Source organism: Novosphingobium sp. FG137, from assembly GCF_057809735.1.
The window spans coordinates 189,388-215,826 of record NZ_JBMDKN010000008.1 but is presented as its reverse complement, the minus strand read 5'-3'; the positions used below and the strand labels follow the sequence as shown (position 1 = coordinate 215,826).

At 64.4% G+C, this 26,439-nt stretch carries 27 protein-coding genes, 1 tRNA gene and 1 pseudogene; 11 read left to right on the top strand and 18 right to left on the bottom strand.

Features of this window, described 5'->3' with window-relative positions; genetic code table 11:
• Nucleotides 1-122: 122 nt before the first annotated feature.
• A complete protein-coding gene (locus ACODS2_RS20570) occupies nt 123-377 on the bottom strand; it encodes a hypothetical protein (RefSeq protein WP_489000422.1) in 255 nt (84 codons plus the stop codon).
• 398 nt (nt 378-775) lie between these two features.
• A complete protein-coding gene (locus tag ACODS2_RS20565; protein ID WP_489000421.1) occupies nt 776-2,482 on the bottom strand; it encodes a recombinase family protein in 1,707 nt (568 codons plus the stop codon).
• Between the two features lie 49 nt (nt 2,483-2,531).
• On the opposite strand from ACODS2_RS20565, the pseudogene ACODS2_RS20560 reads away from it, so the two are divergent.
• Nucleotides 2,532-3,413 (top strand): annotated as a pseudogene (locus tag ACODS2_RS20560) (YifB family Mg chelatase-like AAA ATPase); the annotation flags it as partial.
• 12 nt (nt 3,414-3,425) lie between these two features.
• Entirely contained in the window at nt 3,426-4,151 is a 726-nt protein-coding gene (locus ACODS2_RS20555; protein ID WP_489000420.1) for a hypothetical protein, read from the top strand.
• A 4-nt stretch (nt 4,152-4,155) separates the two neighbouring features.
• Here ACODS2_RS20555 and ACODS2_RS20550 read toward each other — a convergent pair whose 3' ends face one another.
• From ACODS2_RS20550 to ACODS2_RS20540, 3 genes are all read right to left on the bottom strand, one after another.
• Nucleotides 4,156-4,884, bottom strand: coding sequence for a LytR/AlgR family response regulator transcription factor (locus tag ACODS2_RS20550; protein WP_489000419.1), 729 nt, complete (start codon nt 4,882-4,884; stop codon nt 4,156-4,158).
• 35 nt (nt 4,885-4,919) lie between these two features.
• A complete protein-coding gene (locus ACODS2_RS20545; protein WP_489000418.1) occupies nt 4,920-6,878 on the bottom strand; it encodes a sensor histidine kinase in 1,959 nt (652 codons plus the stop codon).
• A 75-nt stretch (nt 6,879-6,953) separates the two neighbouring features.
• A complete protein-coding gene (locus ACODS2_RS20540) occupies nt 6,954-8,468 on the bottom strand; it encodes a fumarate hydratase (protein WP_298174412.1) in 1,515 nt (504 codons plus the stop codon).
• Nucleotides 8,469-8,718: 250 nt separating this feature from the next.
• Here ACODS2_RS20540 and ACODS2_RS20535 point away from each other — a divergent pair, with 250 nt between their 5' ends.
• From ACODS2_RS20535 to ACODS2_RS20515, 5 genes are all read left to right on the top strand, one after another.
• Nucleotides 8,719-9,324: a protein-L-isoaspartate O-methyltransferase family protein gene (locus tag ACODS2_RS20535; protein WP_489000417.1), complete on the top strand. Its 606-nt coding sequence runs from the start codon at nt 8,719-8,721 to the stop codon at nt 9,322-9,324.
• Nucleotides 9,325-9,329: 5 nt separating this feature from the next.
• Nucleotides 9,330-10,817 (top strand): TolC family outer membrane protein, encoded by a 1,488-nt coding sequence (locus tag ACODS2_RS20530; protein ID WP_298174278.1) that lies wholly within the window; start codon nt 9,330-9,332, stop codon nt 10,815-10,817.
• Between the two features lie 87 nt (nt 10,818-10,904).
• Nucleotides 10,905-11,438 (top strand): DUF2497 domain-containing protein, encoded by a 534-nt coding sequence (locus ACODS2_RS20525; RefSeq protein WP_489000416.1) that lies wholly within the window; start codon nt 10,905-10,907, stop codon nt 11,436-11,438.
• A gap of 32 nt (nt 11,439-11,470) precedes the next feature.
• Nucleotides 11,471-11,899, top strand: a complete 429-nt coding sequence (locus tag ACODS2_RS20520) for an acyl-CoA thioesterase (protein WP_489000415.1) — start codon at nt 11,471-11,473, stop codon at nt 11,897-11,899.
• Nucleotides 11,884-12,261 carry a (2Fe-2S) ferredoxin domain-containing protein gene (locus tag ACODS2_RS20515; RefSeq protein ID WP_298174285.1) on the top strand — a complete coding sequence of 126 codons (378 nt, stop codon included), beginning with the start codon at nt 11,884-11,886 and terminating at the stop codon, nt 12,259-12,261. The genes ACODS2_RS20520 and ACODS2_RS20515 overlap by 16 nt, the downstream gene beginning before the upstream one ends.
• Before the next feature lie 3 nt (nt 12,262-12,264).
• Here the strand turns inward: ACODS2_RS20515 and ACODS2_RS20510 are convergent, their stop codons facing one another.
• On the bottom strand, nt 12,265-12,576 hold the full coding sequence (locus ACODS2_RS20510; protein WP_298174287.1) for a hypothetical protein: 312 nt from the start codon (nt 12,574-12,576) through the stop codon (nt 12,265-12,267).
• Nucleotides 12,577-12,717: 141 nt separating this feature from the next.
• Between ACODS2_RS20510 and ACODS2_RS20505 the strand changes: the two genes are divergently transcribed.
• The 3 genes from ACODS2_RS20505 to xth are packed head-to-tail and all read left to right on the top strand — an operon-like array spanning nt 12,718 to nt 14,324.
• Entirely contained in the window at nt 12,718-13,149 is a 432-nt protein-coding gene (locus tag ACODS2_RS20505; RefSeq protein WP_298174289.1) for a CBS domain-containing protein, read from the top strand.
• Between the two features lie 36 nt (nt 13,150-13,185).
• Nucleotides 13,186-13,542: an iron-sulfur cluster insertion protein ErpA gene (gene erpA / locus ACODS2_RS20500; protein ID WP_421836427.1), complete on the top strand. Its 357-nt coding sequence runs from the start codon at nt 13,186-13,188 to the stop codon at nt 13,540-13,542.
• 2 nt (nt 13,543-13,544) lie between these two features.
• Nucleotides 13,545-14,324: an exodeoxyribonuclease III gene (gene xth / locus ACODS2_RS20495; RefSeq protein ID WP_489000444.1), complete on the top strand. Its 780-nt coding sequence runs from the start codon at nt 13,545-13,547 to the stop codon at nt 14,322-14,324.
• 262 nt (nt 14,325-14,586) lie between these two features.
• Here the strand turns inward: xth and ACODS2_RS20490 are convergent, their stop codons facing one another.
• The 12 genes from ACODS2_RS20490 to ACODS2_RS20435 form a co-directional block, all read right to left on the bottom strand.
• Nucleotides 14,587-16,431: a hypothetical protein gene (locus ACODS2_RS20490; protein WP_489000414.1), complete on the bottom strand. Its 1,845-nt coding sequence runs from the start codon at nt 16,429-16,431 to the stop codon at nt 14,587-14,589.
• Nucleotides 16,431-16,844: a GtrA family protein gene (locus ACODS2_RS20485; protein ID WP_421836429.1), complete on the bottom strand. Its 414-nt coding sequence runs from the start codon at nt 16,842-16,844 to the stop codon at nt 16,431-16,433. Before ACODS2_RS20485 ends, ACODS2_RS20490 begins: the two co-directional genes overlap by 1 nt.
• A 50-nt stretch (nt 16,845-16,894) precedes the next feature.
• A complete protein-coding gene (locus tag ACODS2_RS20480) occupies nt 16,895-18,508 on the bottom strand; it encodes an NAD(P)/FAD-dependent oxidoreductase (RefSeq protein WP_489000413.1) in 1,614 nt (537 codons plus the stop codon).
• Between the two features lie 103 nt (nt 18,509-18,611).
• Nucleotides 18,612-19,250 carry a PilZ domain-containing protein gene (locus tag ACODS2_RS20475; protein ID WP_489000412.1) on the bottom strand — a complete coding sequence of 213 codons (639 nt, stop codon included), beginning with the start codon at nt 19,248-19,250 and terminating at the stop codon, nt 18,612-18,614.
• A gap of 165 nt (nt 19,251-19,415) precedes the next feature.
• Nucleotides 19,416-20,282 carry an FAD:protein FMN transferase gene (locus tag ACODS2_RS20470; protein WP_489000411.1) on the bottom strand — a complete coding sequence of 289 codons (867 nt, stop codon included), beginning with the start codon at nt 20,280-20,282 and terminating at the stop codon, nt 19,416-19,418.
• Nucleotides 20,283-20,312: 30 nt separating this feature from the next.
• A complete protein-coding gene (locus tag ACODS2_RS20465; protein WP_489000410.1) occupies nt 20,313-21,659 on the bottom strand; it encodes a DUF3570 domain-containing protein in 1,347 nt (448 codons plus the stop codon).
• Nucleotides 21,650-21,868, bottom strand: coding sequence for a DUF4266 domain-containing protein (locus ACODS2_RS20460; RefSeq protein ID WP_298174305.1), 219 nt, complete (start codon nt 21,866-21,868; stop codon nt 21,650-21,652). Before ACODS2_RS20460 ends, ACODS2_RS20465 begins: the two co-directional genes overlap by 10 nt.
• A 4-nt stretch (nt 21,869-21,872) precedes the next feature.
• Nucleotides 21,873-22,346, bottom strand: coding sequence for a TlpA disulfide reductase family protein (locus tag ACODS2_RS20455; RefSeq protein WP_489000409.1), 474 nt, complete (start codon nt 22,344-22,346; stop codon nt 21,873-21,875).
• Nucleotides 22,347-22,374: 28 nt separating this feature from the next.
• On the bottom strand, nt 22,375-23,163 hold the full coding sequence (locus ACODS2_RS20450) for a calcium-binding protein (protein ID WP_489000408.1): 789 nt from the start codon (nt 23,161-23,163) through the stop codon (nt 22,375-22,377).
• Nucleotides 23,164-23,317: 154 nt separating this feature from the next.
• Nucleotides 23,318-23,402: transfer RNA gene (locus ACODS2_RS20445), tRNA-Leu, on the bottom strand.
• Nucleotides 23,403-23,528: 126 nt separating this feature from the next.
• Entirely contained in the window at nt 23,529-23,810 is a 282-nt protein-coding gene (locus tag ACODS2_RS20440) for an integration host factor subunit beta (protein WP_067909296.1), read from the bottom strand.
• Nucleotides 23,811-23,989: 179 nt separating this feature from the next.
• Nucleotides 23,990-24,352, bottom strand: coding sequence for a GntR family transcriptional regulator (locus tag ACODS2_RS20435; RefSeq protein WP_489000407.1), 363 nt, complete (start codon nt 24,350-24,352; stop codon nt 23,990-23,992).
• 231 nt (nt 24,353-24,583) lie between these two features.
• On the opposite strand from ACODS2_RS20435, the gene ACODS2_RS20430 reads away from it, so the two are divergent.
• Nucleotides 24,584-26,389, top strand: coding sequence for a peptide MFS transporter (locus ACODS2_RS20430; RefSeq protein WP_489000406.1), 1,806 nt, complete (start codon nt 24,584-24,586; stop codon nt 26,387-26,389).
• Nucleotides 26,390-26,439 lie beyond the last annotated feature (50 nt).

Here is a 26,439-nt window from a genome sequence, read left to right as displayed (position 1 = left end):
GGATGTATGTCGCGATAGCGCAGTTTGAAGGGGCACATTCGCCAAGGAGCGGGGCCTCGCACAGACGGCCCCTTCTGCGGGAGAGCCCACAGAAGGGGCTAGTGCAAAGTAGCTATATTGGCTTAGTCAGGCAGATAAAGCCGAACAGCCAGACGGGTCTTTCTGCCGTTCCGGTGAACCTGCCGGACGGCGCTGGCACGGCCACCCCTGACCACAAGCAGCCTCGTGATGGCCATAACAAGGTCAGGCTCCATCGGAAACCGCTCCCCCCGCCAACGGTTCGCGGCAAAGTTGAAGTCACCAAGATTCAACCAGGTAGAGGACGCATCCCCCCAAGAATCCGTGGGGATGGCGATGAAATCAGCATCAATACTCATAGCTATAACTCCTATTTAAACACAATCCAGTTCTGGTCCGGACCATTTCCGTTTCCGCTAACCAGACGAGCTGGCGCACCTGTTCCGGATTCAAGTGTAAGTGCTAGACGTCATCGCCCCTCACTTGTCGCTCGCTGAAGAGCGCGATCCTTCACAGGCAGGGGGAATATGAACTTGCGGCGCGCTGGCTTCAGCTCGCACAACAACAAAGATTTTTACTTATTTTGCAATATCTTAACTCAAAAACTCAAAGCCAGCAGGTCACTAAAGAACCTGATCAAGTGCTCCATTTGATCGGTGAAGAGTTCAATTGCCGCACGCTTCTCGGGCAGTTAGTCATGCCGATCATATATGGCATAAAGGCTATCGACCAAGTGGCCACGGCAGGCCGCGCCACATCATGTAGGCCTAAGCGGTAGCCTGCTATGGTCTTCAACGGCTTCCCTTCGCGTGACGTAGTCCGCAACGACCCTCGCATTCATTGCGTCGGGTTTGTAACCCAATTCGATCCAATCAACGTCAAGGCCACAGCTGCCGAGATCACCAAATGCGAGGACGCGGACTCCATCTACAAGCCGGACCGCAAACCGCTTCCTTCTTCCTTCGAACACAATTGATGCGATCAAGTCGTTCAAGGCCAATTTCACGCGGGACCTTGCCTGGTAGCGCAATCCCTCGTCTTCGCTGACCAGCAGCGAGCGAACTTCACGGATATTGGCAATGTGCTCCTCGGGCGAGACTGCACGCTGCAGGTTGGTAAGCTCGTCGGCAATCTGCTTGACTGCGTCCCTTGCTTGTTTTGCCTCCGTCTTGCGTTCTCGGTATCGAGTGGCGGCGAGGATATCGTCAGGGTCTTCTTCTAGAAGACCAAAGGCAAAATTCTGTTGTCGTTCCGCCTGCGTCAACCGACGTTTAGCATCAGAAAGCTTTGCTTCCAGAGCGCTTACGCCACTGCCTTCAGTAAAGACCTGTGGGTCCATAGCGAGATGCAGCAGCTTCGTGAGGACAGCATCTTCGACCACATCATATGAATATGAATTCCGGTTGTCGCAGCCCGCAGAGCGATGGTTGCTTGAGCATCTAAGGTAACGCCTGGGCACCTTCTGGCCGTTCGCAAGAATGTCATAGCCCTTACCAACGTAGCTCATGGTGCCTCCGCACCTACCGCAATGCGCAAGACCGCCGAACAAGTTCACCAGCCGATTCGCCGACTGCTCAGCGACAACACGCATCCGGCGGACGTCGTTCACGCGCTCGAAGAGCTCGACAGAAACCACAGCCGGGAAGTAATCGGGTATTGGAACGCCAGCTGGCATGCGTTTGCCGCCGCGTGGCTTCGTGTGCGGCTGGAACTCACCGATTACAGCAGGATTCCGAGTGATCTTCCTGACGTAGCTCGCATACCACCCCTTACCACCCGCCCAGGGTTCCACGCCCTCACGGTTCAACTGAGCTGCTATCGTGGCCGCACCTATCCCCTGCGCCGCCATTTGGAATATCCGCTCTACAATCGCCGCTCGGTCTGCGATGGGCACGAAGCCATGCACGCCGTTCATAGGCGAGCGATACGAGGTTGCACCTTGCGGAATGGAGAGCCAGGCGGGACAACGGCGTGTCATGGCGGCACCTCTGCGCCGCTTCCGCTCCCACGCATCTGCGACGCGTTCCGACTTCGCTTGCGACTCAGAGTATCCCCTGAACGACTCGAAAATCATTGCGAGAACGGTCATTTGATCGCGTTCCAGCCGTTCCCGGTCGATGATGTGTGCACCGTCTGCAGTGGCGATTGTAAGCCCCGTGGCGCAGGCCCGTTGCACCCATCCAGCCATGATCAAGGGCGCTTGCCGTGACAATCTGTCGAGTCTCTCGACCACAAGCACGAGACCTTGCCCGTGATCTGGTTCGAGCCGGGTTATCAGACTTCCCAGCTGGCCTGTTGTGATGTTTGCCCCAGTCCAGGCGGACTGACCTTCATCCGACAGGCGCTCAACTACTGCCCAACCCTGACGCCGCGCGAATGCATCTGTGGCTTCTGCTTGGCGTGGGGCAGAAGTGGTGCCGTTCTGCTCAAGCGATGACCAACGAGAGTAAAGGATGGCGCGCATAGTATCCCATATAGGCGGGCCTTGCCCAGGTTTAAGTGCCCACACCTAACACAACCTGCTGATGATCGGGCCTCCAGGTGCGGGCAAATCGCTGATGGCCTCGTGCCTGCCCGGGATTCTGCCCGAACTCACGCCGACCGAAGCGCTGGAAACCTCGCTCGTCGCCTCGGTCGCTGGGCTGTTGGAGGAAGGGCGAATCAGCCGCGCGCGGCCTTTCCGCAGCCCGCACCATTCCGCCTCGATGGCCGCGCTAACGGGTGGCGGGTTGAAGGTGCGTCCCGGCGAAGTGAGCCTCGCGCACCTTGGCGTGCTGTTCCTCGATGAGCTGCCCGAATTCCAGCGCGCGGTGCTCGATTCGCTGCGCCAGCCGCTGGAAACGGGCGAAGTCACCGTCGCAAGGGCCAATGCGCATGTAACCTTCCCGGCGCGGGTGCAGCTGATTGCGGCGATGAACCCGTGCCGCTGCGGGCATCTCGGCGATCCGGCGCTGGGCTGCAGCCGCGCGCCGCGCTGTGCGGGGGATTACCAGTCCAAGGTTTCGGGGCCGCTGCTCGACCGGATCGACTTGCATGTCGAGGTGGACCCTGTTTCCGCCGCCGATCTGGCCCTGCCGCCGCCTGCGGAAGGCTCGGACGCGGTAGCCGCGCGTGTGGCGGCGGCACGGCGGGTACAGACCGCGCGACTCGACGGCAGCGGACGGCGCACAAATGCCGAGCTGGAAGGCGATCTCCTCGAACAGTACGCTACGCCTGACGAGCCGGGGCGCAAGCTGCTGGCGCAGGCGGCCGAAGCGATGCGGCTATCGGCGCGCGGCTACACCCGCATGCTGCGCGTGGCGCGCACGATTGCGGATCTGGCCGGGGCGGATACGGTGGGCCGGGTGCATGTGGCCGAGGCACTCAGCTATCGCCGGATTGCGCCGAGGGCTTAGATTGGAGCGGACATGAGAAAGCCTATTGCAGCGACCATCCTCGCGCTCGGGCTGGCAGCGACGACCAATTTGGCAGCCGCCGGGAAGGTGGATCAGCACAGCAGGTTCGCTGATGCCCGTTTGGTGCAAGTAAAGCCCGGTGAAAGGAGCTTTTTCTACCGGATGGGTGAAACACCGGGCTGCCCGGCATTGACGCAAAAATGTCGCCGAAGCGGCTATGTGCTGCCCGGAGACATCCTTTTGGCGTGGCAATCGGGCGGTGGGTTCACCGCCGTCGAGTTTGTTACGGCAAAGGGGCAGCACAGTTATGGCGCGATCGAATCGGAAGCGCTTGAACCTGTTGCAGCTCAGGCAACGCCTCCGCTGTCGGCATGGATTGGCGGATGGTCCCGCGATTCCGAGGCGAATATCGTTATCGAAGCGATCGGCAGGACCGGCCGCTTGCGCGTGAAAGGCTTTGCCGTTTGGGGAATGAAAGATCCCGTGCGTGTCAGGAATGGCGGGATCCACGACGGGGAGTTGGAAGGCATTTTTGTCCCAAGTGGTGCCTGGGGCGGCGTGCTGGAAGATGGCACCGAACGACTGGACTGGCAGCGCGCGTTCCCGTTCAATTCCGATGATGGCTACGATTGCCAGGCGCAGTTCCGGCTGCTCGGGCCATACTTGCTTGTTACTGACGATGGAGATCACTGCGGCGGAGTGAACGTGACCTTTTCCGGGGTGTACCGGAAAGGTTGATGGTCTAACGCCCCGCCATCGCCTTGGCTTTCGCCAGATAGGTCCGACCAATTCGCAGCAGTTCGCCGTCAACCAGCTGCGCCGACCACACGCCCAGCCCATCGTGCTTCAGCCCCGCGATCCGATCCCGCCGCACGATTGTCGAGCGGTGGAGGCGGATGAAGCGTTCGGGGTCGAGGCGGTCTTCCAGCCGCTGAATGGTGTGCAGCAAAAGATAGCTGCGGGTTCCGACATGCAGCCGCACATAGTCGCGCTCCGCATCGATGCGGTCGATATCGCCCGCGGCAATGCGGATCAGCTCGCTGCGATGGGGTACCCAGAACTCCTCGATCCACGGGCTTTCCGCCGGAGCCGCCTCGGCGGGTGCAGCGGTATCGCGGCGGGCGAGGGCGCGCTCGACCGCGCGTTCGAGCCGGTCCTGCGCGACGGGCTTGAGGACATAGTCCACCGCATCACAATCGAACGCCTCGACCGCGAAGTGATCGTGCGCGGTCACAAAGATCACCGCAGGGCGCGGCGACATCCGCACGAGCCCGCGCGCCACGCCGAGGCCATCGACTTCGGGCATCGTCATGTCGAGCAGCACGAGTTCGGGGCCAAGCGCTTCGCACAAACGCAGCGCCGCCGCGCCGTCGCTCGCGGTGCCGACCACGTGCAGCGCCGGGATGCGCGCGCAGAGGATCTGCATGCGCTCCACCGCGAGCGGCTCATCATCGACGATCAGGGTCTTCATTGGCGGCATAGGCATCTGTCCCCCGGTCTCCATCCTCAATCGCAGATCGACCGCACCAGCGGGATCGTCAGCACGGTGGCATAGCCGCCCGCAGGCAGCGCCCCGCTTTCCACCCGCGCCTCATCACCGAAGCGCGCCGCCAGCCGGTTGCGCACGTTCTCGAGCCCGATGCCGGTGCCCGCGTTCGCGCCGGTCTTGCCCGGGCCGTCGTCCGCAACGGTCAGCACGAGCTTGCCGCCCGCTTCCTGCGCGGCGATGCGGATGGTGACAGGGCGAGTGCTTGCCGAGACGCCGTACTTGATCGAATTCTCGACCAGCGGCTGCAGAATCATGCCTGGCACGCAGGCGCTCTCAAGCTCCTGCGGCACGTCGAATTCGCACACCAGCCGCTCCGGGAAGCGCACGGCCTCGATTTCCAGATAGTGGCGCTGCAGCGCAATCTCATCGGCCAGCGGCACATCCGCCGTGGGATCGCCGGCAAGGCTGTGGCGATAAAAGCTGGAGATCGTCTGGATCATCTTCTCCGCCTGTTCGCTGCGGCCGACCATCACCAGCGCGGACAGCGAATTGAGCGTGTTGAAGAGGAAGTGCGGATTGACCTGATAGCGCAAGCTCCGCAGCTCTGCTGCCTTGGCCGCGCGCTTGTATTCACCTTCGCGCCGCTCCGAAGCGCGCGCCATCTCGGCATTGCCGAGTGCGATATAGAGGCCAGCCCAGGCGATCAGCAGGAAATAGCGGCCAAGCGCCACATCGGTGAGCTGCTTCCACAGGCCCTCGTCCTCGATCATCTTGCTGATGATCGCGCTGTGCATCTGGGTATCACCGTCGGTGGCGGCGGGAGCGGGAGCCGGGGCTGGCGATGCACTCACGATTGGCGCAGGTGATGGGACTGGTGACGGCACGGCTGCGGGGGCAGCCTTTGCCGGGGGCCGGGTCGCCGCATGATGCACGGGAGGCCGGGGCTTGCTGGCGCGCGCCTTGTGTTCCTTTGCGCCGCGCGCGCGAACTTCCTTCACCGCTTCACCGACTGGACCAGCGGGGGCGGGCGGTACGTCCTTCTCTTCGATCAGACCCGCATCGGCGAGGCCGCGCAGCACGTTCCAGCGCACCGCGCTGATACCGGCAAGGCGCGACTGCGCGACCGAGAACTCCGCCTCGCTCCGCGCACGCTCCATCTCGCGCTGCGCCTGGGCAACTTCGCGCTGGGCCTGCGCCAGTTCGTCGGCGAGTTCATCGGCATGATCGGCATCGGTGGTGATCCGCCGAGGCCCGACGCGCACTTCGGCGCTGCCATCGCTGCGCTTGATGATCGAAACGCCGCCGGGCGCGGTGATCACGGCTTCTTCGTCGCCGTCGTCCCCGCTGCCCGGCTCCTCACTGGCTTCCGGGGATGGCACCGGCGGTGCCTTTGCGGAGCGCGGAGAGACTGGCGGTGCCGGAGGCGCAGGCGGTTCGGGGGGCGGCAAGGGTGCGGGAAAGGCCTGCGGCGGATCGGCGACGTCGATCAGGACGTTGCCCGAAACATCGTGCCGGACACGTACACTCGGCAACGGCACGTCCGACGGCGCATCGCCGGGCACCGCACCCTGCCCGGCGCGGATCGCCTTGGCCGCCGCCTCGGCCTGCGCTTGCGCCGCGCGGGCTTCACGCTCGATCAGCTTTTTCTCGACCGGCGCGAAGCACTGCTGGTTGATTGCCGCGAGGGCCAGGGCCGCGGGGAGCATGATGATCAGCGCCGCACCGATTCGCACCCCGTTGCTGCGCCCGTCGAACCGGCGCAGCACCGGCCATGCCATCACCGTGATCGCAATGCCCGCGAGCGTGACGACCGCGCGGCGCCAGAGCAATTCGTTGAACTCGCCGAGATCGACCACGATCCCGCGCAGGGTAATCAGCAGGAAATAGGTCAGCCACAGTGCCGCCGCAGACAGCAGCACGGCGCGCGCGGGCACGTGCGGTCTCTCGGCAGCAATATCGGCGGGAACACTGGCCATTCGGTCACTCTTACGCCCAACTGCCCGGCCAGCGCCAGCCGGACAGTCGAGCGCAGTCAACCGTTGGTCGATGGATCAGGCCGGGAGCAAGCCTTCTTCCGCAATCTTCTTCTTCCACACGAGCGGGGCAAGCTGGTGCACGTTCTGCCCGGTCGAATCGACCGCGACCGTCACCGGCATGTCCTCCACGGTGAATTCATAAATCGCTTCCATGCCGAGATCGGCAAAGCCGACCACCTTCGACTGCTTGATCGCGCGGCTGACGAGATAGGCCGCACCGCCGACCGCCATGAGATAGGCGGACTTGTGCTTCGCGATGGATTCGGTCGCCGCCACGCCGCGCTCCGCCTTGCCGACAGAGGCAAGCAGGCCGAGGTTGAGCATCGTGTCGGAGAACTTGTCCATGCGTGTCGCGGTGGTGGGGCCGGCGGGGCCGACCACTTCCTCGCGCACGGGATCGACAGGACCGACGTAATAGATCACGCGGCCCTTGAAATCGACCGGCAGTTCCTCGCCCTTGGCGAGCATGTCGGCAATGCGCTTGTGCGCGGCATCGCGGCCGGTAAGCATCTTGCCATTGAGCAGCAAGCGGTCGCCCTGCTTCCAGCTCTGCACCTCTTCCGCCGTCAGGGTGTCGAGATTGACGCGCTTGGCCGCTGCATCGGGCGTCCAGTGCACGTCGGGCCATTCATCGAGCTTGGGCGCTTCGAGGAACGCAGGGCCCGAACCATCGAGCGTGAAGTGGGCGTGGCGCGTGGCAGCGCAATTGGGGATCATCGCCACCGGCTTGCCCGCAGCATGGCACGGCGCATCCATGATCTTGACGTCGAGGATCGTCGAAAGCCCGCCAAGGCCCTGGGCACCGATGCCCAGCGCGTTGACCTTGTCGAAGATATCGATGCGCAGGGCCTCGATATCATTTTGCGGCCCGCGCAGCTTCAGTTGCGCCATGTCGATCGGCTCCATCAGCGCCTGCTTGGCCAGCAGCATGCAATGCTCCGCAGTGCCGCCGATGCCGATGCCGAGCATGCCCGGCGGGCACCAGCCCGCGCCCATCTGCGGCAGCATCTCGACCACCCAGTCGACGATCGAATCGCTGGGGTTCATCATCTTGAACTTCGACTTGTTCTCGCTGCCGCCGCCCTTGGCCGCGACATCGACCGAGACCGTGTGGCCCTTCACCATCTCGACATGAAGCACACACGGGGTATTGTCGCGCGTGTTACGGCGGGTGAACGCGGGATCGGCGAGGACCGAGGCGCGCAGCTTGTTGTCGGGATCGAGATAGGCGCGGCGCACGCCTTCATCGACGACATCCTGCAGGCTCTTGTCGCTTTCCAGCCGGCAGTCCTGACCCCACTTGATGAAGACATTGACGATGCCGGTGTCCTGGCAGATCGGCCGGTGCCCTTCGGCACACATGCGGCTGTTCGTCAGGATCTGGGCGATCGCATCCTTGGCGGCAGGCCCTTGTTCGGCCTTGTAGGCTTCACCCAGCGCGCGGATGTAGTCCATCGGATGGAAATAGCTGATGTATTGCAGCGCGTCGGCCACGCTCTCGATGAGGTCTTCCTCCCGGATCGTCGTCATCGTCGTTGTCATCCCTGGCATCGCCGGGTCCTTCCGCTGGTTTCTGCCCGCAGCGCGCGGGCGTAATCGATGAACCGCCGTTTAGCCATCGACCAGCGTCATGCAAAGCGCTTGGCGCGCCGTGGACGATATTCTAAGGGCCTGTAATCAAGAGTTCGATGGATTTGGCCGCAGCGCAAGGCGCGGCCCACGGTCAGGATTGCACCGGCCCCAGCGGCCACGCAGTCTGGCCCCGCAAGTGAGGGAATTCATGACGGTAGTGGAAGAGCGCGCGAACATTGCAGATGCCGGCGGTGAGACCGCACGCCGCGCGATGATCGATAGCCAGCTGCGCGTGAGCGGTATCAACGATCCGGCCATTCTCGCCGCGTTCCTGGCCGTGCCGCGTGAGGACTTCGTGCCCGAAGCACGCCGCGCGGTGGCCTATGCCGATCGCGCCGTGGCGCTAGGCGTCGGCGAGGTGCTGTCCCCAGCGCTGACTTACGGCCAGATGCTGACCGCTGCGGAGCCGGCGGCTGACGACAGCGTGCTCGTGATCGGCAACCCCGGCGGCTATCTCGCCGCGCTCGCGGGGAAGCTGGCCGCAAAGGTCACGCTCGTGGCTACCACGGGCGAATGGGCCAAGGCTGGCGCACATACGCTGGTGCTGGTTGACGGCGCGATCGAGGAACTGCCTGCCGCGCTGGCCGATGTGGTTTCGGCGGACGGCCGCCTTGTCACCGGCGTGGTGGAGCGGGGCGTGACCCGTCTGGCGCTTGGCCGCAAGGTCGGCGGCGCCCTCGTACTGACCGTTCTGGCCGAGGCCGACTTTGCGCCGCTTGCCGCATTTGCGCCTCGCCCGAAGTGGAGCTTCTGAACCTCATGATTCGTTCCACGGCCAATTGGCCCCTGATACGTCGGCTGAAGGCTGGCCCTGCGCTGGCAGCGCTCGCCATCGCCGCCGCCGCGACGCCAGTTCACGCCGACGACCTGCAGGGCGCGCTGGCCGCTGCCTATGCCACCAACCCCGATCTTGCCGCCGCCCGCGCCAACCAGCGCGCGACCGACGAAGGCGTGCCGATCGCCCGGGCACCCGGCCTGCCGAGCCTTACGGGTACGGCAACCTATACCGAGTTTCTCAAGGTCGGGCCCAACAGCTTCATCGCACCGAAGCGGCTGCTGACCGTCGATCCCTCGCTCAGCGTGCCGATCTATTCGGGCGGTTCGGTGCGCAATTCGCTCGCCGCCGCCAAGATCCGCGTCGAAGCCGGGCAGGCAAGCCTGCGCGGCACCGAGGCGGGCGTGTTCAGCCAGGTCGTCGCGGCCTACATGGACGTGATCCGTGATGCCGCAACCGTGGGGCTTAATCGCAACAATGTGCAGGTGCTCGAGGTCAACCTCAAGGCGACCAGCGACCGCTTCGAGATCGGCGATGTGACCCGCACCGACGTGGCGCAGTCCAATTCGCGCCTCGCCCTGGCGCGCGCCGATCTGCGCAGCGCAGAGGCCGCACTGGTGGCCAGCCGCGAACGCTATGTGCAGGTTGTCGGGCTGGCCCCGGCAGATCTCCAGCCGCCACCACCGCTCGCCGGACTGCCCGCGACGCCGGACGAAGCCGTGCAGACCGCGCTCGACAACAACCCCGATCTCGAAGCGGCGCGCCAGCGCACAAAGGCGGCCGGCTATGACGCCAAGGCCGCGGGTGCAGGCCGCCTGCCGACGATCTCGCTCTATACCTCGGGTGAATATTCGACCTACTTCAACTCGCTGGGCGGCGGCGCGGTCGGTGGCAATTTCGTCCAGAGCCAGACGACGGCGCAGGCCGGCGTGCGCGCCTCGATCCCGCTGTTTCAGGGCGGGCTGCCTGCTGCACAGCAGCGCCGGGCCCAGGCCACGGCGAGCGCGACCGAGGAGCAGGAGATCTCGACCGAGCGGCAGGTCATCGCCAATGTCCGCTCTGCCTATACGCAGTGGCGCGCAGCGAACGACGTCATCACGCTCAACCAGACCGCAGTCGATGCCGCGGCATTGAGCCTTGAGGGCGTGCGCGCGGAAAACACCGTGGGCAACCGCACGATCCTCAACATCCTCGATGCCGAGCAGGAACTGCTGCGCGCACAAGTGGGTCTCGTGGCAGCACGCCGCAATGCCTATGTCGCGGCCTTCAATCTGCTCGCCGCGATGGGCAAGGCGCAGGCCACCGATCTCGGCTTCGATCCGGCCTCGCTCTACGATCCCGAGGCGAACTATCGCCGCGTGCGCGGGCGGGTGTTCGATTGGGCGCTCGATTCCCCGACACTGCCCAAGGCCACTCGGACGGTTGACACTCCGGCCCAAACTGCAACAATTCCTCCACAGCCTGTTCCTTGATGGTACAGGGCCGCCCGGGGGCGCCTGATTCGTTCAGGCTGGGCCGGCCAGATTGATGACCAGCTGGTAGATTGTGTGGGGATAAGCATGCGTCAGGCTTCGGAACCTTCGGTCGAGGAAATTCTCGAGTCGATCAAGAAGGTGATCGCGCGCGACAACCGCGCTGAAGCAGCGCGTGAGCGAAACCGCCGCGACGCAGCGCCGGAACCGGCTCTGGCCCCAGCTCCGGCGCAATCGACGCGCGTTTCTGCCCGATCGGCTGTGCGCGGCGAAGGTCGCCCGGCGTCATTCCCGGCCGACGTGCTCGATCTCAGCGTCGTTGCGGCGCAGATCCTGAACGAGGATCGCGGCGCATCGGTCGAGGCGGAAGACGATGACGACGCACCGCTGATCGCGGAAGAGGCCACCGCTTCGATGCGCGATTCGCTCGCCGCACTGGCAATGCTCTCCGCACCCGGCGCGTCGCCGCAGATCGTCCGTTCGGGCGAAACCTCGCTTGAAAGCCTGGTGCGCGAAATGCTGCGCCCGGCGCTGGCCGAATGGCTCGACAAGAACCTGCCGCCGATGGTTGAGAAGCTGGTCGCAGCGGAAATTGCGCGGATTGTGGGCAAGAAGGGCTGATCCCGCCCATTCGGCTATGCTAGGGCGCCGCCATGGCCAGACCTGATCCCGCGCTGCTCGATCCCGCGCGCTACCCTTTCGGCAATGCCGTCACCACACGGTTTGCCGATCTCGATCCCAACGGGCACATCAACAACGTGGCGATGGCCGCAGTGTTCGAGGATGCGCGGCTGCGCTTCATCACGGCAGTCGGAATGCCGAAGAACACCGATGGCGCGCGCTTCATGGTCGCCAACGTGACGATCGACTATCTGGCGCAGGCCTATTACCCGGCGGGCCTCGAATGCCGCGTCGGCGCGCTGCCCGGCGGGCGCAGCAGTTGGAGCCTCCGGCAATTGCTGCTGCAGGATGGCCGTCCGGTGGCGACGGCGCAGGTCACCATCGTATTCACCGATGGCGAGCGGCCGCAGTCGATCGACCCCGCCCTTCGCGAAAGGCTCGATGCGTGGTTGATCCGGTGAAGCCTGATGAGGTCACGCTGGCGCGGCAGGCTGTGGCCGGGCTGGGCGGTTTTGCCCCGCAGCGGCACATCCTGCTCTGCGCCGGTCCCGATAAGGACAAGTGCGCCCCGCGCGAAGCGGGCGATGCCGCGTGGAACTTCCTCAAGAAGCGGCTGGGCGAACTCAAGCTCGGCGGGCCGCAGGGCGTGCTGCGCAACAAGGTCGGCTGCCTGCGCGTCTGCGCGGCGGGGCCGGTCGCGCTCGTCTATCCGGACAACGTCTGGTACCATTCCTGCACGCCGGAAGTGCTGGAGCGGATCATTCAGGAGCACGTGATCGGCGGGGTGCCAGTCGAGGACTATCGCCTTACGCCGCCCGAGTGACCTTCATTTCCACCACTCATCGACATGCTGCTCGAGGCCGTTGTCCACCGCCTCATCATGGCCGGTGCCGCTGGACAGGAACACGAGGCCCATCAGCGCGGCCATCAGCATCATCGTGAAGCCGATGCCGAGCATGGCCGCGATATAGAGGTGGATCGAGACGAGGCCGACAGCCTCGTAGAGGTAGAAGGCAGCTGCCGCCATGACCGCCAGGGTCAGGAGCCCCATCCAGCGCATGACACGGAAATAGCGGCCCCACGCGAATTGGGCGTAATCCGGATCATCGAGCGGAGAAGGGCGAACGGGGTTGGCCATGGCCGGTTTCATGCGCCGCTTGCCCCGCCAAGGCAATCGCTTTCCCCGCCTGCCCTTTGGTGGCATGATCTGCGAATCGGCAAGCTTTGGAACGACTTGCCGGAGAAGTGGGATCTCCCGAAAGGGGAGAAGGAGGATGCCATGTCGATCGCGCTGCTGATCGCCGGCCGTTCGGGAGAGGTATGGCACTGCCATGCCGACGACCTCGTTGCCGACGCTGTCGAAACCCTCGCCTCACGCCGCATCGGGGCCTTGCCGGTCACCGATGCCGGAAACGAGGTGGCCGGGATCTTTTCCGAACGCGACGTGCTTTATGCTCTCAAGCTTCACGGCGGCACGGCGCTGCAGATGCGGGTCCGCGATGTGATGACCGCGCCGGTCATCTCGGTCTCACCCGATCACAGCGCGCTCGAAGCGCTGGCGCTGATGACTCGCCGCCGTGTTCGCCACCTGCCGGTGCTCGACAACGGCAAGATGGTCGGCTTCGTCTCGATTGGCGACCTCGTGAAGTTCCGCATCGACCGGATCGAGGCCGAGGCCGAGGCCCTGCGCGAGTATATCCAGACGGCATAGCTTGAGAGTGGGGCCGCCCTGCCCTATCTTGGAGTCATGACCACGCTTATCCAGGATTCCGCACTTTCGGGCAGCGTCACGCTCGCCCCCAGCGCAGCGGCGCGCATCGCCGCGATTGCTGCGAAGCAGAACCGCCCCGCCGTGCTGCGCCTCGCGGTCGAAGGCGGCGGCTGTTCGGGCTTTCAGTACAAGTTCGAGATGGGGGACGAGCCCGAGGCCGACGATCTCGTGAGTGAGACCGATGGCGTGCGGCTCCTCGTCGATCCGATGAGCCTTGAACTAATCGCGGGCGCGACGGTGGAATATGTCGAATCGCTCGGCGGCGCTGCCTTCCGCGTCACCAATCCGCAGGCGGCCTCAGGCTGCGGCTGCGGTTCGAGCTTTTCGGTGTGAGTATCAAAGTCGCTTCGTTCAACATAAACGGGATCAAGGCGCGACTGCCGCGCCTGCTGGAATGGTTGGAGGAAACCCGGCCATCTGTCGCCTGCCTGCAGGAGATCAAGACCCAGGACGCGGACTTCCCCGCCGCCGAGTTCGAGAAGATCGGCTATCACGCGATCTGGCACGGCCAGAAAGGCTTCAACGGCGTTGCCATTCTGGCTGACGGCACCAAGCCGGTGGAAGTGCAGCGCGGCCTGGCCGGAGAGCCTGAGGACGAGCATTCGCGCTATCTTGAGGCCGATGTCTTCGGGCTGCGCGTGGTGTGCATCTACCTGCCCAACGGCAATCCCCAACCGGGGCCGAAGTTCGACTACAAGCTGCGCTGGATGGAGCGGCTGCGCGCGCGCATGGCCGAGATCGCGGCGGAGGAAGTGCCCGCGCTGGTGATCGGGGATTACAACGTGATCCCGGAGGACAAGGACGTGTGGGATACCCGCGCGATGGCGAGCGATGCGCTGATGCAGCCGGAATCGCGCGATGCCTATCGCCGTCTGCTCAACGACGGCTGGACCGACGCGCTCGATCTCCACCATCCGCGCGGCGGCCTGTGGACTTTCTGGGATTATCAGGCCGGGGCGTGGCAGCGCGATCACGGGTTCCGCATCGATCACGCACTGCTTTCGCCCGAACTGGCCGACCGGCTGGTGGGGGCTGGCGTCGACAAGGCCTATCGCGGGCGCGAGAAGGCCAGCGACCATGCGCCGGTGTGGGTCACGCTGCGCGAACCGGCCTAGGGTCCAAACTCAATCAGGGCGCGTTCGAGGCGCCCAAATGGCGAACATATCGGCCGAAGCGGCCCGCCGCGAAGGCTGGTTGCCTTTGCAAGGGCCGGTTTGGCCGAGATGGAAGCCATTTGGGCGCCCCGCAGGGGTTTGACCAAAACGGCCCATTGCTGCGTCGGAAAGGCTTGAGATATCGACATATCCCTGCGCCTTTCCTCCTTGCACTGAGCCGTTTTGCCACAAACCTCGAACGCGCCCTGATTGAGTTTGGACCCTAGTTCAGCACTTTCCAGAACCGGATGTGCGATCCGGGAGCGATGTCTACCGGCTGGAGCCATGCGGGCGCCTTGCCATCGAGCAGTTGTGCCATCAGGCCGTTCGGGGCGCGGGTGGCATAGACGGCCGGCTCGTAGATATCCGGGCAGACCGCGATCAGCGTCGTATGGCGTTTGCGCACAATGGCATGGGCTTCCGTTTCGGGTGCAATGAAGGCGGCGATCACATCGTGCATGCCAGCCGCCCCGCGGTGATGGCCGGTTGCCACCACGCGGGCGTGCGAATTCACGATGAGGTCCGGCCCGATATCGAGCGGGGCGAAAATGTCGGTTGCAGGCATCTTGTTGAGCGCGGCGCCGGCGAGGTCATAGCGGCACTTCGACATCCCGATCGCGCCGACCTTGATCCCGGCGATCGACTGGACCGTGGTGCCGGATGCCGAATTGGCCGAAGCCGGATTGACCGCCCCCATCGCCACAACCACAGGAAGCCCAGGCGCCAGAAGCGAGACCACCAGCGCATAACCGCCAAGGCGCGGAAGGATCGCCACGCTGCGCAGACGGTAGACCCAGCCGAGGATCAGCGCCGCTGAAGGCACGGCGGCAAAGACCAGCGCGGTTGCCGAAGCGCGCGCCACCACCACGCCGATCAGCCAGGCACCCGCAAGCAGCAGCATGTGATCGAGCCACAGCAGCCGCGTCGGTGCGTCCTTGGCTTCGCGCCAGAGACGGAACGTGCCGTAGACCCCGACCAGCGGCCCCATGAGGATCGCCGCCGCCATCGGGGCGCTGGTGTGCCAGAAGGGCATGCCTTCAGCGACCGAATCGTACCAGTAGCGCTTGACCAGCGGATCGAGCATCACGAAGGCACCGCCACGGCATTCGGGCGCGACACCGAACATGATCACCGCAGCGCCTGCCCCCATCACGGCGAGGCCAGCGAGCTGCCCGACCAGCGTGCGCGGCGTGGCGAAGCGCAGCGCCGCAGCGCCGGCCGCAACCCACGCGAGCAGCGCAAGGTGAACCGGCGAAATGGCGTCGCAATGCGTGATCAGATCATAGGTACCGCGTGTGCCGAGGAAGATCGCCACGCTTGAAAGTGCAAGGCTCATGCTGGCGGTGCAGAACCAGTCGAACCGGGCGGCGGGGGCACGCAGGCCGCGCAGCGCACAGATACCGAGGAACAGCGCCGTCAGTGGCAGACCCTCGATCGAGATTGCCAGCAAGGCCGCGAGCGCGGCGCCGATCACCGCGCCGCCCTTCAGCGCGTCTTTCGCGTGGAGCCCGCTCAACGCCACGAGCGCGAGCACGATCTGCCAGCCATGGTGATCGATGCGCATTGGCGTGAACTGGCACAGCACCGTCGGCGAAAGGCCGATCATCAGGCACGCAAGCGCCACGACTTCGTCGTTGAACCAGCGTGCGGCAAGGCGGCCCAGCAGCGCCATGGCGCAAAGCAGCGTGAGCAGCGGCACCGCGATCACCGTGGCGAATTCAGCGCCAGCCGTTCCCAGCAGCGGACGCAGCAACAGAATCATGGCGGCGATAGGAATGTCGACCAGCCGCGACCAATGCATCGCGACGCCTTCGGGGGCGGCGATGCGGTACTGGTGGACATCGAACCACGATTGCCCCGCGAGCAGATCGCGCACCTGCAGCAGGCGCAGCGCGTCATCGGGATCGCCGAAGCGCAGCATGGCGATGAGCCGGAAGTTGATGAGAATCATCGTCACCGCCAGCAGCGCCCAGGTGATCAGGACGCGCCGGTATGGACCCTTGGCGGGATCGGTGACGGAAGCGGTCTGCAACGAGGCGGCCTCGCCCCCGGCATAAAGCGTTGCCATCAGCGGAACACCACGCGCTTGCGCAGGAGCCAGGTCACCGCAAAGCTGACGACGATGGCGCAAAGCTTGGCAGCACGGGGATCGAGACCTGCCGCGCTGGCCCCGCCGACGATAAGGGTGGTCACGCCAAGCCCGATCAGCGCCGAAACGACGAACATCGCCTTCTGCCTGGTGCGCGCGATCCCGCCCTCCGCCACCTGATCGGCAAAGACCTTCCGGCTCGACAGGATCCAGTGGACCATGATGCCGATGCCATAGCCCAGCGCCGAAGCAGCGACGGGCGGAACGCCGGCGGAGAGCAGCGCGAGGAACGTGCCCATATCCACCGCCAGCGCCCCCACGCTGGCGAGGATATAGCGCACCAGCACGATCTGGCGGATGCGATGGAGGGGAGCGATATCGAGCACAGTCACGACAAAATCCTGTTCAGCACGGCATCACGGGCGGGCCTGCAAGGTGGCGGTCAAGCCGCAGCGCGATCCTTGCCGGATGCCGCCTCGGAGCCGGTGATCCGTGTCGGCACATCGCGCAGCGACGTGAGGGCGGCAGCCTGGTCCTCGCTCACGGCGCGGGCGGGAATGGCGTTCTGGGCACCTTCATCGCCAGCCTCGTGATACTCGGCGTCTTCGTTGACGCACCAGATGTCGTAAACGCGGCTGCCTGCGATGATGTTTTCGACCGTGAGCATCGCGGTCATCATCGCGTGGTCCTGGTTGTTGTAGCGGTGCATGCCGTTGCGGCCGACAAGGTGCAGCGTCGGGTGGCTGGCTTCCAGTTCGTGGCGCATCGCGGCGACGTTGGCGGCGTACTCGTCGTCGTAGACCGGGTAAGCCTTTTCCTGACGGACGACTGCGCCGCCGATCACCTTGGCCGGATCAACGAGGCCGAGAATGTCCATTTCCTTCGTCGCGAGCTTGATCAGGTCCTCATCGCTCGAGGCCCAGAGATCATCGCCCTCGAAGCAGAAGTATTCGAGACCGACGCAGGCGACGCTTTCATCGGGCACCATTTCGGGCGACCACGAGCGGAAGTTCTGGACACGGCCAACGCGGACCTTGCTATCGTGGATGTAGATCCAGTTGTCGGGGAACAGGTCCTCGCTTTGGATCTTGAGCGCCACGGTGAGGAAGTCGCGGTACCTGAGGCGGCTGGCCTCCAGTGTCGAGGCCGGCAGCGGATGGAGGCGCGCGGCGAGTTCACGCATCGGTGCAGAGCTGATGGCATGCCGGGCGCGGATCACCGTCTCGCCGCCGTCCTCGGCGCGGGTCGCCGAAAGGCGCCAGCCGCCCTGGCCGTCGCTGGCAAGCTGCTTCATGGCATGGCCCATCAGGACGTGGCTGCCGGCGGCGACGATCTTGTCGCGCGCGGCTTCCCACATCATGCCCGGGCCTTGGCGCGGATAGCGGAAGGTTTCGAGCAGGGTCTTGGTCTGCATGCCGTCGTTCGGGCGCTTGTTGAGCCCGAGGCTGCGCTTCACGCCATCGAACACTGCAGCGCCGAGCGAGAGGCCCTTGATGCGCTGTGCAGCCCAGTCGGCGCTCATTTCATTGCAAGGCATGCCCCAGACCTTCTCGGTGTAGGTCTTGAAGAAGATCGAATAGAGCTTCTTGCCGAACTGGTTGCTGGTCCAGTCCTCGAAGCTCTTCACCTCCCGAATCGGGAACAGCTTCGTCCAGGCATAGCTCGCCATGCAGGTGGTCGAGCGCCAGATGCCGAGGTTGCGCAGCGCTTCGAACGCGCGCAGCGGGTAGGAGTAGAACTTGCCCTCGTAGTAGATGCGGCTCATGCGCGGACGCTGGATGAAGTCGTCGGGCAGGATCTCGTTCCACAAATCGACGACCTGCTGCGACTTCGAGAAGAAGCGGTGGCCGCCGATATCGAAGCGATAACCCTCGTGCTCCACCGTGCGGCTGATGCCGCCGACGTAGCGCGTGTCCTTCTCGATGATCGCGACCTTGAGGCCCTTCTTCGACAACAGGTAACCGGCGGTCAGCCCAGCAGGTCCCGCGCCGATGATCGCAACATCGACCTGAACCTCGCTGCTTTCCCCCTGCAGACCCGTGAAACCGTTACCCATCGCTAGCTCCCGCTCAAGCGTTCATGCCTTGGCAACGGAAGTGAACGAAAATGGCTAAGAGACGGTTAACAATGCGGGCGGGATCAGCGAAACTCCTGCAAGGTCAGGCTTCACCGGAGGAAGGCTGATTCGCATGCGGCTTGGCGTGCTCTTCCAGAGCCTGCGCGAATTGCAGCGGTGCTGAAATGCGGGCCAGTTCTTCGAGCCGGAATGTGTGCTCGAAAATCAGGCCATAGCGCGGATGGCTGCGCCAGCGGACCTTGGCATAGAGCGGCTGCGTTACACCGGTCTCGAGGCGGATCAGCTCGTTCATCAGCAGCCACTTTTCCGATTCCACACAGGCACCCTGCTGTGACAGGTTTCGGAAGAGCACGGGCACAGCCTCGCCACCCGAATGCAGCATGCCGCTGAGCGCGATCTGCAAGCGGATCTGGCGTTTGGGGAACGTGCCGCGCGATTCGTCGAGCAGCCGTTCGACATCGATTTCCTGCGGGAAGCGAAGCCCGGCATAGTCGTCTGCATGCCAGACCAGTTCGACCGGGTAGCGATCGCCGGTCATCAGTTCGACGGCGAGGTCCCTTGCGTGCGGCAAAGGCGAGAAGAGGCGGATCTTGAGGCCTGTGGCCGAGGCATCGCGGATGATGCAGAGAAATTCGCGTCCGTCGGCGATGATCTTGGCAGTGCGAATCAGCAGGGCATAGCGCGGTGCGGAGCGAAGCTCCGAACCGGGGGGCGCACCCATCTGATTCTGTCGGGGGTTCCCCGGCAGTTGCTGATCCTGTGCCAAGCCTAGTTTCCCCTCGCACATCCTTCCGGACCCTTCCGGCCAGATGTGCGCTCCGCTGTGCGGACAGCCTTCTAACGCACTGATCATTGACATGTTGTTACCCGAGGTAAGTCGCCCCGGTTACCAGAGGACCCAGGCTTCGGCCTTTTCCGACTTGAGAAATGTCTCCGCCTCTCGGCCCAGCAACATGGCGAGAGTGGACAGTGTACCGGCCTGCACACAAGTCCGCGCCGCCACGGTGACCGAGCGCGGCGGGCTTTCCACCGGCCAGCCGGTGCGGGGATCAAGGATGTGGCTGTAGCGCCTGCCCTGCTTCAGCAGGAAGCGCCTGGCATCCCCGCTCGTCGCGATGGCGCCTTCGCCGATCTGGAGGAGCCCGCCAGAGGCCTTGGCCGGATCGAGCGATTCGATGGCCACTGCCCAGCGCCCGCCCGCCTTGGCCCGCGTTGTGCGCAGATCGCCGCCGAAATTGATCAGGGCCGGGCAATCGGCGGCCGCCATGATCGCCATCGCCGCGCGATCGACCGCGTATTCCTTGCAGATACCGCCGAGATCGATTTCCATGCCCGGCCGCAGGATAAGGCGGGGGCGCTCCCACTGCACCTTGCCCCATCCGACCAGCGGCATGAGCGCGGCGACCTGCTCCGGCGCCGGCACGCGGTCCGATCCGTCAAACGTCCACGCACGGCGCAGCACGCCCGAAGTCACATCGAAGCGCCCTTCGCTCAGCGCATGAACCTGCGCGGCATAATCGATAAGACCAGCGGTCTCCTCGTCCACCTCGACCGGCTTGCCGCCAGCGTTGTTGATCGCCCAGACCACGCCGGTCGGCTTGTAGCGGGTGTACTTTTCCTCGATCCGCCGGGCTTCGGATTCCCCGATTCGCGCCAGTTCCGCCGCGAGCAGACTGTCGCGGCTTTCCACCTGCACTTCGCAAGGCGTACCCATCGCAGTGAAGCGATGCTTGTGGACTCCCGCTGATTTCATCGCCTTGGCCATCGCCAGTCCACCGATCTTCTAATGCCAGGTATAGCGCACTCCGGTGATCAGACTGGTGGATCGGGTGCCGGCAAACAGGTCGGTCCGCGCCAGCACGCCGGGGGCCGACCGATCGAACCGCAGCCCTTGCTGCACATATCGCTCTGCCACACCATAGATTTCCAGCCGCGAGGTCAGCTGCGCTCCGGCCTTGAGCGAGAAGGTCCAGGCACGAAACCGCGAGAGACGGCTGTCCGCACTGACATAGCGCGGGGCGGGTACGTCGATGCCGAGGTACGGCGCGAAGAAGCGTGCGGCGGTCTGGCGATAGAACCGCAGCCCTGGCTCGAGATAGGCCGCTTTCCCCAGCGGCACGTGCTGGGAAAGCGCATAAGTCATCGCCGTTATGCCCCAGCTATCATGATACCAGCGCACCGAAGCGTCCGTGACCGCAGAACCGAGCGCAAACTTGGTCGCCCCGTAAATACTGCTGCGTCGGCGCACGCCGGGCCGTTCCTCGTAGATGGTGTAGAACGGATCACCGGTGGCGCTGTCGACTAGCGTGAAGACCTTGTAGGGATCGGTGTGATAGCCGCGACTGACGCCGTAGCTGTAGTTCAGCTGCACCAGCCAGGTGGGGCTGAGAATCTGCGTGACCCCGGCGACGAGGCTGGCGACGCGCTTGACCCGGGATCGTGCCACGATCTGATCGCCCATGAACGACTGGGCGCGCGGAATGCCGGTGAAGGGCCGCACCGTGTCGTGCTCGAAATTGAAGCCCATCGAGAGCGTGGTGTTCTTGCCCCACAGGTCCTTGGCGACCGAGGCGCGTGCCGACCAGGATGTATAATCGGTTTCGAACGAAGCAGCCCCGCCCAGGCTGAGCTTGAAGCCATCCTCGAGCGGGAGTGTCACCCCCAGATCATAGGCCTCGCGGTGATCCTTGAACCCCTTGTCCACCGGCAGCTGGCCCGGTGCGACGGTGTAGCGGCCGGACGCGCCGGTCTGGGTATCGGGGTTGGTCCCCAGCCCGCTGCCGATGCTCGGCTTGCTCGGCGGGTAGAAATTCTGCGGATAGCGCGATCGGACACCGCCATTGGGCGTCGCGCCGGTCAGTGCATCATAGGTCAACCGGCCCGAGACGACGGCGCCGCTGGCCGCGTTCCAGGTGATGGTGGTGGAGGCTTCGACGGCGCGGACACGGTCGTCGTCCTCCTGGTAGATGAGGAGCGCGGAATCGGCGACCATGGTGCCAGGTTCGCTCGCCGTCTGGTCATAGGCGTTGGCGGCAGCCCCATCGGACTGTGCTGCAACCGGCTGGGCGCCCAGCAGCGCCCCGGCGAGCATGCCGAGCGTTGCGGACAGCCCGCCGCCGTTCAATTGCACCCGCAGCCTCCGCCATCGAAGCTGCGTCCGCCGGACGCTGCCTCCTTGCTGAAGTAGGTGTGCTCGTCGAAGGCAATGATCGACGGATCACGCCCGAGCTGCATCGATTTCCTCGCCAGCACGTCGCGCTGCCAGGGCTGGGCACCGACATGTGCGCAGGCACCCAGCAGCGGCAAAACGGCGATGATCAGGAGACGGGCGCAGCGCATGGCCTCAGGCCTCCTGCACGAGCTGGGCAACATGGCCTTCGTATTCGCGCACCTTGCCGGGAAAGAACCCCTGATGGCGGAAGCGCATCGCGCCCTTGCGGTCGAACACCAGCGAGGTCGGCATGTCGGCCACCTTCCATGTCTGCGCCAGATCGCCGGCCGCGTCATAGATGACCGGCAGGCTGGAGCGGACCTGCCGCAGGAAGGCATCCGCCGCCCCGCGCTGGCGGTCCACGTTCACGGTCACCACGGCAAGGTCGCCTGCCGGATAGCGCCCGGCGAGCTCCTGCATGAAGGGGAAGGACAGCTTGCAGGGCCCGCACCACGAGGCCCAGAAATCCACGTAGACGACCTTGCCGCGATACCTGGCAAGATCGAGCGAGGCAGCCGCTTCGGCAGGCGTGCACAACCCCGCCAGCGCCATGCCGGCAAGGCCGCCCAAGACCGTGCGGCGTGATGGCGGAACCTGTGCATCCATCAACCCGAAGCGCCCCCCGCGCAGAAATTCACAAAACGAAATCAGTCGATGTCAGCGTGTGGATTCCAAGGATCTTGATGCAGAAATCCGCCGTCGCATCCCCGTTCGTGCTGCCATAGACATAGGTGTTGCCGCCGACGACATCATAGCGCAGCTCACGGCCCGTCTGGATATGGAAGCGGTTGTGCCCGATGAACACGAAGGCCTGATCGCCCGGCTGGTTATAGGGCGTGGCCGTGCTCACCGCGTCGACCAGGCTGAGGTCGATCTTGTCGCCCGCCGTGAAGTCCACGATCACGTCGGCCCCGGTCGAGGTCTTGCTCGCAAAATCGCCATCGGCGAAGACGAACCTGTCGTTGCCCGCACCGCCGGTCATCGTATCCATGCCGGTGCCGCCGATCAGCTGATCCGCCCCGGCTCCTCCGTCGAGAATATCGTTGCCGGCAAGTCCCTTGAGGATGTTGTTCCCGCTGTTGCCGGTCAACGTGTTGGCCAGCGCGTTGCCGGTTCCGTTGATGGCAGCCGTGCCCGTCAGCAGGAGATTTTCGACAAAGGCGCCCAGTGTGAAGCTGACGCTGGCCTTGACCAGATCGATCCCTTCGCCGGTCAGCTCGATCACCTTGTCGTTCACGGAATCGACGATGTAGATATCGTCGCCCGCGCCGCCGTACATGGTGTCATCACCTGTGCCGCCGTCGAGCAGGTCGTTGCCGCCCAGTCCCTTGAGAATATCAGAACCGGCAAGCCCGGTAATCTGATCGGGCTCGGTCGTCCCGTTCAGCGTATCGGCGTTGATCGTGCCCTTGATGACCGCCATGGCCGGCCCCCCCCCTGCAGTGTTCTGCCGGTGTTTGGGCGGCGTACATTAACTCGCAGGCAATAAGTATTCTTACTTGGTCCTAACCAAGTTCCTCTGCGGCGGAGGGAGCAATGGACGCGGCGAGGCGAACCCGCGTCCGGATTGCGCCACCTGGTACGGACGGCGGGACTCGAACCCGCACGAGCTGAGCTCAAGGGATTTTAAGTCCCCTGCGTCTACCATTCCGCCACGTCCGCACATGATGGGCAGGCTTGCGCGATGGCACAGAGGAGCGGACACGGCAACGCCCGACGCGGTCCTCGCGCCGGTGGTTGCCGTCTGGACGCCGGGTAGCCGCAGGAAAGCCCCGCGGCCAGCCCGCCTTACTCGGCGTTGAGCCGCAGCCGCATGTCCTTGCCGGGCTTGAAATAGGGCACGCGCTTGCCCGGAACCTCGACGGAATCGCCGGTCCGCGGATTGCGTCCCTTGCGCGCATCGCGCTCGCGCGTCGAAAACGCGCCGAAGCCGCGTAGTTCCACGCGGCCGCCTTCGGCAAGGCGCTTTGCTATCTCGTCGAAGAACACGTCGACCACGCGCTCGATCTCTTCGCCGCGCATGCCTGGGCTTTGTTTGGCAAGCGCCTGCAACAATTCGGATCGGATCATCCGCATCCCCCCTACTTGCATGCCGGAAACAGCGGGTGCCCTTTAGGCTTGATCCGCGCCGCCGACATCACTCCTTCCGGGCGAGTCCCGGTCCGCTGGAGCGATGCAAGTGTGCCAGACCACATGCGGTGCGGCAACTTATCAATCGTTATACGGCAAGGGATTAGCGCCAAGAGCGCTCAGGTTCGTTCCGGCTCGCCCAGCAGCGCCGCCGCATCGAGATGGAGCCGCCGCATGCGCGCCCTGATTTCGGGCCATTCGTGGTGCAGGAATGCCTCCCGCTCGCGCGTCCGAAGCGCTTCTGCCGCGCCCGGCGCGACGAACATGCCCACCCCGCGCTGGACTTGTACGAGCCCTTCGGTCTGAAATTGCTGGTACGCCTTGGCCACTGTGAGCGGATTGGCCGCCTCCGCCGCCGCGTAGGCGCGCACCGACGGTAGCATGGCGCCTTCCGCAAACGTGCCGTCCAGAATCGCGGCCGCGATCTGATCGCGCAGCTTGAGGTAGACGGGCCGTCCTGCGGAGGAACTCGGAGATACCATAGGTGATGCGGTGCCATAATACAGCGAGACGCGCAACAGAGCGCAACAAAATTACACATTGCGGCCGTTCCGCACGCTGTCCGATCCCGGGGGATGCACATCGCGCACGAAACCACCTTGTCGTCTGATTCCGCTAGGAAAACTGTGACAAGAACCTTCCCAAGACGCGGTTAGACGCTAATCATGCTCGCAAATTCCGCACAGGATGCGCGAGGGGAGCTTTTTCACGCCATGACAGAACCGCTTGGAGCCGCAGTCGACGCCGAGCCAACCCGAGCCGCGCGCGATGCCAGCTGGTTTGGCCACCCGGCACAGCTGGCCCGGTTGTTCACGACCGAGGCGATGGAACGGTTCGGCTACTACGGCATGCGCGCGTTGCTCACGCTGTATCTCGCGCAGCATTTCCTGTTCAGCGACACGACGACGACGGGCCTCTACGGGGGCTTCACCGCGCTGGTTTACCTGACCCCGCTGATCGGCGGCATGATGGCGGACCGGTTCCTCGGCTCCAAGCGTTCGGTCAAGTTCGGCGCCATTCTCATGAGCCTGGGCTACGCGGTGCTCTGCTTCTCGAGCACCGGCGGCGCGGCCAAACCCTACGCCACGATCGAGGGCACACGGTATGAAGTGACCGTCGAAGGCAACGGCGAAGCCCGGCGCCAGTATATAAGCGACCACGGCGCTGCGCTGCGGATCAAGGGCAACGAGGACAAGACCGTCTCGCTGCTGCGCGAGGACGGCAGCGAAGCGCGCCGCATTCCGGCAGGCGGGTTTGAAGCGGGCGGAGAACGCAATCCGCTCTATACCTTCCTCCTCATCACCGGCCTCGCTTTCGTCACCGTGGGCAATGGCTTCTTCAAGCCCAACATTTCCACCATCGTCGGTGAGCTCTATGAACAGGGCGACCGGCGGCGCGATGCGGGCTTCACCATCTTCTACATGGGCATCAACCTTGGCTCGCTGTTCTCGCAGATCCTCTGCCCGCTGCTCGCAGTCGGCATGGGTTCGTGGGGCGGTCTGGGCTGGTGGGCGGGCTTTGCGCTGGCGGCGGCGGGCATGGCGGTCTCGTGGCTGCTGTTCCAGTTCGATGGCGGCAAGCTCGATGGCTTTGGCGAACGGCCAGCGGGCGCGAACCCTTCGCGCGATGTCCTCGTCTACATCGGGGCGATCCTGGCAGTCCCGCTCGCCTACCTGCTGTTCGCGAACCTCATGGCCTATGTGAAACCGCCCGAGGGCAGCGGGCTCATCGGCTACATCGCCAGCCTGCCGATCATGGGCAAGATCATGTTCGGCACCTTCATCATCGCCATCCCCGGCATTCTGGTGTGGTCATGGCAGAACGGCGACAAGCGCGAGTTCGAGATGATGGTTGCGGCGATCGTGCTCATCACCTTCAACACCGTGTTCTGGACCCTGTTCGAACAGGCCGGTTCCTCGCTCACGCTGTTTGCCGATCGCAATACGGACATGAGCGTATTCGGCCTGTTCTCGATCACGGCGGGGCAGACCCAATTCTTCAACGCCCTGTTCATCGTGGTGCTGGCGCCGCTGTTCTCGATCCTGTGGGGCGCACTGGCGAAGCGGGGGATGGAGCCGGGCATCCCGGTCAAGTTCGGCCTCGCACTCGTCGGTGTCGGCGCGGGCTTCCTGTTCCTGGTCTGGGGTGCGCAGTTTGCCGGGCCCGATTTCAAGGTCGCGCTGTGGTGGCTCGCCGGGCTCTACCTGATCCACTCGATGGCCGAGCTGTGCATTTCCCCGGTCGGCCTCTCGATGGTGACCAAGCTTTCGATCGCCCGGATCGTCGGCCTGATGATGGGGACATGGTTCCTCTCGATCGCGGTGGCGCAGTATGTCGCTGGTGTCGTTGCACAATTCGCCAGTGTGGAGACGGTTGGCGGCGAAGTCACCAACCTCAAAGTGAGCCTTGAGACCTATGTCGGCGTGTTCCAGACCATCGGCGAAGTCTCGGCGGTGATCGGCCTGGTCCTGCTGGTGCTTTCCGTGCCGCTGAAGCGGCTGATGCATGGAGTGAAGTGACAGGCATGCACGGGATACGAGCGATGGGCCGCGTGGCAACGCATATGCTG